Below are 6,679 nucleotides of genomic sequence, written 5' to 3' on the forward strand. Positions count from 1 at the left end.
CCCCACGGACGGAACCCGAGCAGCATGACCGACAACATCTTCGCCACGAGCGTGTTCTTCCGGCTCAACATCGGCGGGAACGACCTCGGCGCGTTCCACACGTGTTCCGGCATGGGGGCGCAGGTCGAGATGGAGACCTACGCGGAGGGCGGGAACAACGGGTTCACCTGGCAGTTGCCGGGCCGGGTGACCTGGTCGAACATCACGCTGACCCGGCCGGTGACGTCGGACACCGCGAAGATCGGCCGCTGGCTGGACGAGACGCTGCGCCGGGTGGAGCCGAAGGACGGCGAGATCGTGGCGCTGCGCCCCGACCTCAGCCGGATCATCGGCTGGCAGGTGTACGGGATCGTGCCGGTCCGCTGGCAGGGCCCGTCGTTCGACCCGGCCAGTTCGCAGGCGGCGGTGGAGACGCTGGAGATCGCGCACGAGGGGCTGGTTCCTTCCTGACCGCCCGCTCGCCCCGTAAAGCCCACGTTTCCCAGGAAGGAACCACCCCATGTCCCCATCGGTCCGCGCCAGCCGGGCCAGGGCGCAGCTCACCCTCAAGGAGCCGCCGGCCTCGGTCGGCGCCAAGCCCGGCGGCACGCTCGCACGGCTCGACCTCCAGTTCAACCCGTCGACGCTGGAGCTGAGCAAGTCCACCGAGTGGCGCCGCTCCCCGGCGCGCATGGCGGGCGAGTCGGCGCTGCCGGAGTTCGTCGGCAGTGGACCGAGGGTGCTGAGCCTGGAGGTGTTCCTCGACGCGACGGCCACCCACGACAACTCCGTGGAACAGGCCGTGGAGAAGCTGATGAAGGCGTGCGTGCCCACGCAGGCGAGCCTCGGCCGGAAGAAGCCGGCGAGCCCCTGGGTGCGGTTCGAGTGGGGTACGGCGCGTACGACGTCGTTCGACGGGGTGCTGTCCAGCCTGTCGGTGTCGTACACGCTGTTCGACGTGGACGGCAAGCCGCTGCGGGCCACCTGCTCGCTGTCCATCGAGGAGGCGAGCGTCGACCCGCCGGGGCAGAACCCCACCTCGGGCGCGCGGACGGCGCGCAGCACGCACACGCTGGTGGCGGGCGACAGCCTGGCGATGCTCGCCTGGCGGGAGTACGGGGACGCGACGGCCTGGCGGGCGATCGCCGAGGCGAACGGCATCGACGACCCGATGGCGCTCCGGCCCGGCACCGAACTGGTGGTTCCGGGACTGCGGGACGCCGGGTACGAGGAGGAGCGGTGACGGCCGCCGAGTCGGGTGACGTCCGGTCGTTCGCGGCCGATCCGGTGGTCGAGGCACCGGGCGAGCTGCCGAACACCTGGGCGACGCAGCTGGTGAGCTGTGTGATCGAGGAGAGCGTGGGGCTGCCGGACACGGCGGTGCTGACGTACCGCGATCCGCAGCACGAGTTCCTCGCGGCGACCGGTGTCACGATCGGCACGCCGCTGCGGGTGTCGGTGGTGACGGTGAAGGGGCAGGCGCGTGAGCCGCTGTTCAGCGGCGAGGTGACGGCCCTGGAGCTGGACCGGGACGGCACCGGCACGTTCACCGTCGTACGGGCGTACTCCAAGGCGCACCGGCTGCAGCGGGGCCGCAAGGTGGTGGCGTACCGGAACATGACGACGGCGGCGATCATCCGCAAGGTCGCCACCTCGGCGGGCCTGGCCTGCGGCAAGGTGGAGGCGCCCGCGGTCACGCACAAGCAGCTCTCGCAGGCGAACGTCTCCGACTGGGACTTCCTGCAGTATCTGGCGGGCGAGTGCGGTGCGCAGGTACGGGTGGACGACAAGGGTGTCCTGCAGTTCACCCGCCCAGTGAAGGCGTCCGGCGCGCCCGCCCCGTCGACACCCGCGACGCGGAGTCCGCTGGTGCTGGAGTACGGGCGGAACCTGCTGGCGCTGCGGGCGTCGCTGTCGATGGCGGACGCGGCGCAGAAGGTGCAGGTGCGCGGCTGGGACGCGACCACCAAGCGGGCGGTGGTGGCCGAGCAGGCGTCTATCACCAGTGGCACGGTCGTGCCGGGTCTGAATCCCGCGTCGGTGAACCGGTTCGGCAGGAAGACCCAGGTGACGGTGGCCGACACCCCGTACCGCACGCAGGCGGAGGCGGCGGCGGTGGCGCGGGCGACGGCGGAGCAGGTGAGCGCGTCCTACGGTGACCTGGAGGCGCTCACCACCGGAAATCCGGCGCTGCGCGCGGGCAAGGCGGTCGCGCTGGGCAATGTGGGCCCCGCGTTCTCGGGGCGCTACACGGCGACGGCGGTGCAGCACGTGCTGGAGCCGCACGGCGGTTACCGGACGACCCTGTGGGTCAGCTCCCGTCCGGACCCCTCGCTGACCGGGCTGTCCGGTGCCGGGGCGGCGGGCTCGCGCGGTGCGCGCATTCCGGGTCTGGCCATCGGTGTGGTCACCGATGTGCGGGAGCCGAACGGCGCGGAGCAGGGCGCGGTACGGCTCAAGTTCCCCTGGCTGGACGACACGTACGTCTCGGACTGGACGCGTACCGTGCAGTGGGGCGGCAAGGGCGGCGGCGGTGTGGTCAGCCCCGAGGTCAACGACGAGGTGCTGGTCGGGTTCGAGCAGGGGCTGCTGGACAGTCCGTACGTCCTGGGCGGGCTCTACAACGGGGTGGACAAGCCGTCGAAGCACGATGTGCCGCTGGTGGACAAGACCAGTGGGAAGGTCAACCGGCGCTCCATCGTGTCGCGTTCGGGGCACCGGCTGGAACTGCTGGACGCCCCCCGGCCGGGTCCGACGGGGCTGCGGCTGGTGACGGCGGACAAGCGTCTGGAGGTCCGGATGGACGACCGCGAGGACCGGATCGAGGTGACCGTGTACCGGTCGCCGGGGCAGGTGGGCACGTCGATGGTGCTGGACAAGCAGGACATCACGCTGAGCGCGCCGCAGGGCCAGGTGACCCTGAAGGGGCGCCGGGTGGTGCTGGACGGGCAGTCGCGGGTCTCCGTGTCCGGCCGCGCGGTGGCGGTGACCGGGCGCTCGTCGGTCGAGGTGGACGGTGGTCTGCTGGGTGTCCTGAAGGCCAAGCTCATCCGGATCAACTGATCCGCCCCGCGTGTCCGTTGATGTCGATTACCGAGGAGTTCACGATGCCGGCCGCAGCCCGTACCGGTGATCCGACGAGCCATGGCGGCCGGATCACCACCCCGCCGCCCGCGGCCGCCGCGCGGGTGGCGACCGTACTGATCGGGGGCCGTCCGGCGGCCGTCGTGGGCAGCCTGCACGTGTGCGTGGTCCCGCCGCACGCGGCCACCGGGCCGCTGAACGTGATCATGCCGGACCCGATGGCGGTGGTCGGCGAGGGCGTGCTGATCGGCGGGCTGCCGGCCGCGCGGATGGGTGACAAGACGGCGTGCCAGGCGCAGATCGTGATGGGTGAGTTGAGCGTGGAGATAGGTGGCGTGCTGTGAGCGAGCGGTTCATCGGCCGGGGCTGGGCGTTCCCGCTGCGGGTCGGCCCCACCGGCGGGATCGCCATGGTGGAGCGGGCGCGGGAGATCGAGGAGGCCATCCGGCTGGTCCTCGGCACCGCGCCCGGCGAGCGGCCGATGCGGCCCGAGTTCGGCTGCGGCATCCACGACTACGTGTTCGCGCCGGGCGACGGCGCCACGGCGGGCCGGGTCGCTCAGCAGGTCCGGGAGGCCCTGGAGCGGTGGGAGCCGCGGATCTCCGTGGACGACGTGGTGGTGGCCTTCGACGCGGTGGACGCCGGGACGCTCTACATCGACGTGCATTACACGGTGCGTTCCACCAACGACCGGCGCAATCTGGTGTTTCCGTTCTACACGATCCCCTCCGAGGAGGGTGTCGAGGAAGTGGTCGGCGACTGATGGTCCTGCCCTCCCCCAATCTGGACGACCGGCGCTTCCAGCAGCTCGTCGACGAGGCGAAACGGTATGTGCAGCAGCGTGCCCCCGAGTGGACCGACCACAATGTGTCGGACCCCGGTGTCACGCTGATCGAGACGTTCGCCTATCTGGTGGACCAGCTGCTCTACCGGCTGAACCGGGTACCGGAGAAGAACTACCTGGCGTTTCTCGACCTGTTGGGCATCCGGCTGTTCCCGCCGTCGGCGGCGTCCGCCGAGGTCGACTTCTGGCTCTCCGCGCCGCAGCCGGAGCCGGTGACGCTGACCGAGGGCACCGAGGTGACGACGGCGGCGGGCGAGGACGAGGACGCCGTCGTCTTCGCCACCACCGAGGAACTGCGCATCCTGCCCAGCGAGTTGATCCGGCTGGTGACGGCGCCGCGCGGCGGCGACCAGACCGACCGGACCAACGCGCTCGCCGAGGGGCGGGACGTGCGCTGCTTCCAGACGACGCCCGAGCCCGGTGACGCGCTGCTGTTCGGGCTGCCGACGGCCGTGCCGCGCTGCGTGGTCGCCGTCCGCCTGGACAGCCGGGTCGAGGGCGTCGGTGTGGACCCGCGCCAGCCTCCGCTCGTCTGGGAGGCGTGGGACGGCACACGCTGGCTGCGGTGTGAGACCGGCGAGGACACCACGGGCGGTCTGAACCGGCCCGGCGAGGTCATCGTGTACGTACCGGCGTCGCACACGGCGTCCGTGATCGGCGGGACGCACGCGGGCTGGCTGCGCTGCCGGGTCGTGCCGGCCGAGCCCGGCCAGCCGTTCTACTCCGAGTCGCCGACGGTGCGGGAGGCCGCCGTGTTCACGGTGGGCGGCACCATGACGGTGGAGCATGCGGAGACGGTGACGGACGTGCCGCTCGGCGTCTCCGAGGGCGTCGCCGGGCAGGCGTTCCGCCTGGACCGGCCGCCGGTGCTGCTCGACGGCGAGCCGCCCGTGGTGGAGGTGTCCTCCGCCGACGGCTGGCAGCGCTGGCAGGTGGTCGAGCACTTCGGCCGCTCCGGCCCCGAGGACCGGCACGTACGGGTCGACGCCACCTCGGGCGAGTTCGGTTTCGCGCCCGCGCTGCGCGAGCCCGACGGCACGCTGCGCCCGTGCGGCGCGGTGCCGCCCAAGGGCGCCCAGGTCCGTGTGGCCCGCTACCGCACCGGCGGCGGGCCGGCGGGGAACGTGGCGCGCGGCGCGATCAACGTGCTGCGCAGTTCGGTGCCGTACGTCGCCCGTGTGGGCAACCGGGAGGCGGCGCGTGGCGGGGTGGCGGGCGAGTCGGTGGCCAACGCCCGGCTGCGTGCCCCGCAGGCACTGCGCATGCAGGAGCGCGCGGTGACCGCCGAGGACCACGAGATCATCGCCCGGCAGGCGGCGCCGTCGGTGCGCCGGGTGCGCTGTCTGCCCGCCGCCGACGAGCCGGGCGCGGTCCGGGTGCTGGTGGTGCCGGACGCGGTGCCCGACGACGACGGCCGGGTGCGCTTCGAGCAGCTCATCCCGTCCGACCAGGTGCTCGCCGCGATCACCGAGGCTCTGGACGAGCGGCGCCTGATCGGCACCCGTCTCGTGGTGGAACCGCCGGTCTACCAGGGCGTCACCGTGGTGGCCCGGCTCACCGCCCCGGCCGCCGTCGCGGACCGCGTACGGGCCACCGCCCTGGCCGCGCTCCACGACCACCTGGACCCCCTGCACGGCGGCCCCGACGGCACGGGCTGGCCGTTCGGGCGGCCGGTCCAGTACGGGGAGCTGTTCGGGGTGCTCCAGCGGGCCGTGGGGGACGTGCTGGTGGAGGACATCCGGCTGTTCCCGGCCGACCCGGTGACCGGGCGGCGCGGTGCGCCGGTGGACCGGGTCGACATCGGCGCGGGCGCGCTGGTCTTCCCGTACCAGCACCAGGTGGTCGTCACGGCGGCGGAGCCGGAGGCGCGGGTATGAGCCGCGCCGCGATCCCCGGTCTGCCGAGCCGCCATCCGATCGGCGGCCAACTGCCCGCGCTGTACGCGGAGGACGACTTCGCCCAGCGGTTCACCGCCGGTCTGGACACGGTCCTGGCCCCGGTGTTCAGCACCCTCGACAACCTGCCCGCCTACCTCGACCCACGGGTGGCCCCGGCCGACTTCGTGGCCTGGCTCGCCTCCTGGGTGGGCGGGGTGGACGACCCGCGCTGGCCGCTGGAGCTGCGCCGCGAGGCCACGGTGCGGGCGATGGAGCTGCACCGGTGGCGCGGTACGAGGCGCGGCCTGGTGGAGGCGCTCCGGCTGATCCTCGGGGTGCGCGCCGAGGTGGTGGGCGACGGCGCCGCCGTCTGGTCGGGCACCCCCGGCAGCGAGCTGCCGCCCGCTCCGGACGCCGAGATCGTCGTACGGGTGTGGCCCGGCCGGGAGGCGACGGTCGAGGAGTCACGGGTCCATGAACTGGTCCGGGCCCTGGTCCCGGTGCACACGCGATGCCGGGTCGAGGTCCTTTCCGCCGCGCCCTCCGGCTCCGGTGAAGGAGAGTGACGGCCATGCGCGAATGTCCCGCCTGCGGGGCGTCGAACGAGGCGACGGACGACTTCTGCGGGAACTGCGGGAGTTATCTGGGCTGGTCGGAGGGGTCGGGGCGGTCGTCGCGCCAGCCGGCTGCCGCCGTCCCCGAGGAAACCGAGGCGGTGCCGGAACCGGAACCCGCCCCCGAGCCGGCCTCGGAGCCCGACCCGGCCCGGACCGACGAAGCCGCGCCACTCACGCCGACGCCCACCCCGGCACAGGCACCGTCACAGGCACAGGCACAGGCACCGTCACCGGCACCGGCACCGGCACCGGCACCGGCACCCGAGCCCACCCCGGCT

Annotated in this window: 7 protein-coding genes; all 7 read left to right on the forward strand. The window is 73.0% G+C overall.

Going from position 1 to position 6,679, the window contains the following annotated elements:
- The first annotated feature begins 24 nt into the window (after window positions 1-24).
- The 7 genes from CCN33_RS29130 to CCN33_RS29160 are packed head-to-tail and all read left to right on the forward strand — an operon-like array spanning window position 25 to window position 6,350.
- Entirely contained in the window at window positions 25-450 is a 426-nt protein-coding gene (locus CCN33_RS29130; protein ID WP_086696354.1) for a phage tail protein, read from the forward strand.
- Between the two features lie 49 nt (window positions 451-499).
- Window positions 500-1,222 (forward strand): CIS tube protein, encoded by a 723-nt coding sequence (locus tag CCN33_RS29135; protein ID WP_086696355.1) that lies wholly within the window; start codon window positions 500-502, stop codon window positions 1,220-1,222.
- Window positions 1,219-3,042 (forward strand): VgrG-related protein, encoded by a 1,824-nt coding sequence (locus tag CCN33_RS29140; RefSeq protein WP_086696356.1) that lies wholly within the window; start codon window positions 1,219-1,221, stop codon window positions 3,040-3,042. Before CCN33_RS29135 ends, CCN33_RS29140 begins: the two co-directional genes overlap by 4 nt.
- Window positions 3,043-3,086: 44 nt before the next feature.
- Window positions 3,087-3,407 carry a PAAR domain-containing protein gene (locus CCN33_RS29145; protein WP_086696357.1) on the forward strand — a complete coding sequence of 107 codons (321 nt, stop codon included), beginning with the start codon at window positions 3,087-3,089 and terminating at the stop codon, window positions 3,405-3,407.
- Entirely contained in the window at window positions 3,404-3,826 is a 423-nt protein-coding gene (locus CCN33_RS29150) for a GPW/gp25 family protein (RefSeq protein WP_086696358.1), read from the forward strand. The genes CCN33_RS29145 and CCN33_RS29150 overlap by 4 nt, the downstream gene beginning before the upstream one ends.
- Window positions 3,826-5,784 (forward strand): putative baseplate assembly protein, encoded by a 1,959-nt coding sequence (locus CCN33_RS29155; protein WP_086696359.1) that lies wholly within the window; start codon window positions 3,826-3,828, stop codon window positions 5,782-5,784. Before CCN33_RS29150 ends, CCN33_RS29155 begins: the two co-directional genes overlap by 1 nt.
- Window positions 5,781-6,350 carry a phage tail protein gene (locus CCN33_RS29160; protein WP_086696360.1) on the forward strand — a complete coding sequence of 190 codons (570 nt, stop codon included), beginning with the start codon at window positions 5,781-5,783 and terminating at the stop codon, window positions 6,348-6,350. The genes CCN33_RS29155 and CCN33_RS29160 overlap by 4 nt, the downstream gene beginning before the upstream one ends.
- The last annotated feature ends 329 nt before the right edge of the window (window positions 6,351-6,679 follow it).

The organism is Streptomyces recifensis, assembly GCF_002154615.1.
Taxonomy (GTDB): domain Bacteria; phylum Actinomycetota; class Actinomycetes; order Streptomycetales; family Streptomycetaceae; genus Streptomyces; species Streptomyces griseoluteus.

Excerpts from the sequence above, each read along its gene's own strand:
- CCN33_RS29155 (WP_086696359.1), top strand. The coding sequence starts at position 3,826 with ATGGTCCTGCCCTCCCCCAATCTGGACGACCGGCGCTTCCAGCAGCTC.
- CCN33_RS29145 (WP_086696357.1), top strand. The coding sequence starts at position 3,087 with ATGCCGGCCGCAGCCCGTACCGGTGATCCGACGAGCCATGGCGGCCGG.
- CCN33_RS29130 (WP_086696354.1), top strand. The coding sequence starts at position 25 with ATGACCGACAACATCTTCGCCACGAGCGTGTTCTTCCGGCTCAACATC.
- CCN33_RS29135 (WP_086696355.1), top strand. The coding sequence starts at position 500 with ATGTCCCCATCGGTCCGCGCCAGCCGGGCCAGGGCGCAGCTCACCCTC.
- CCN33_RS29160 (WP_086696360.1), top strand. The coding sequence starts at position 5,781 with ATGAGCCGCGCCGCGATCCCCGGTCTGCCGAGCCGCCATCCGATCGGC.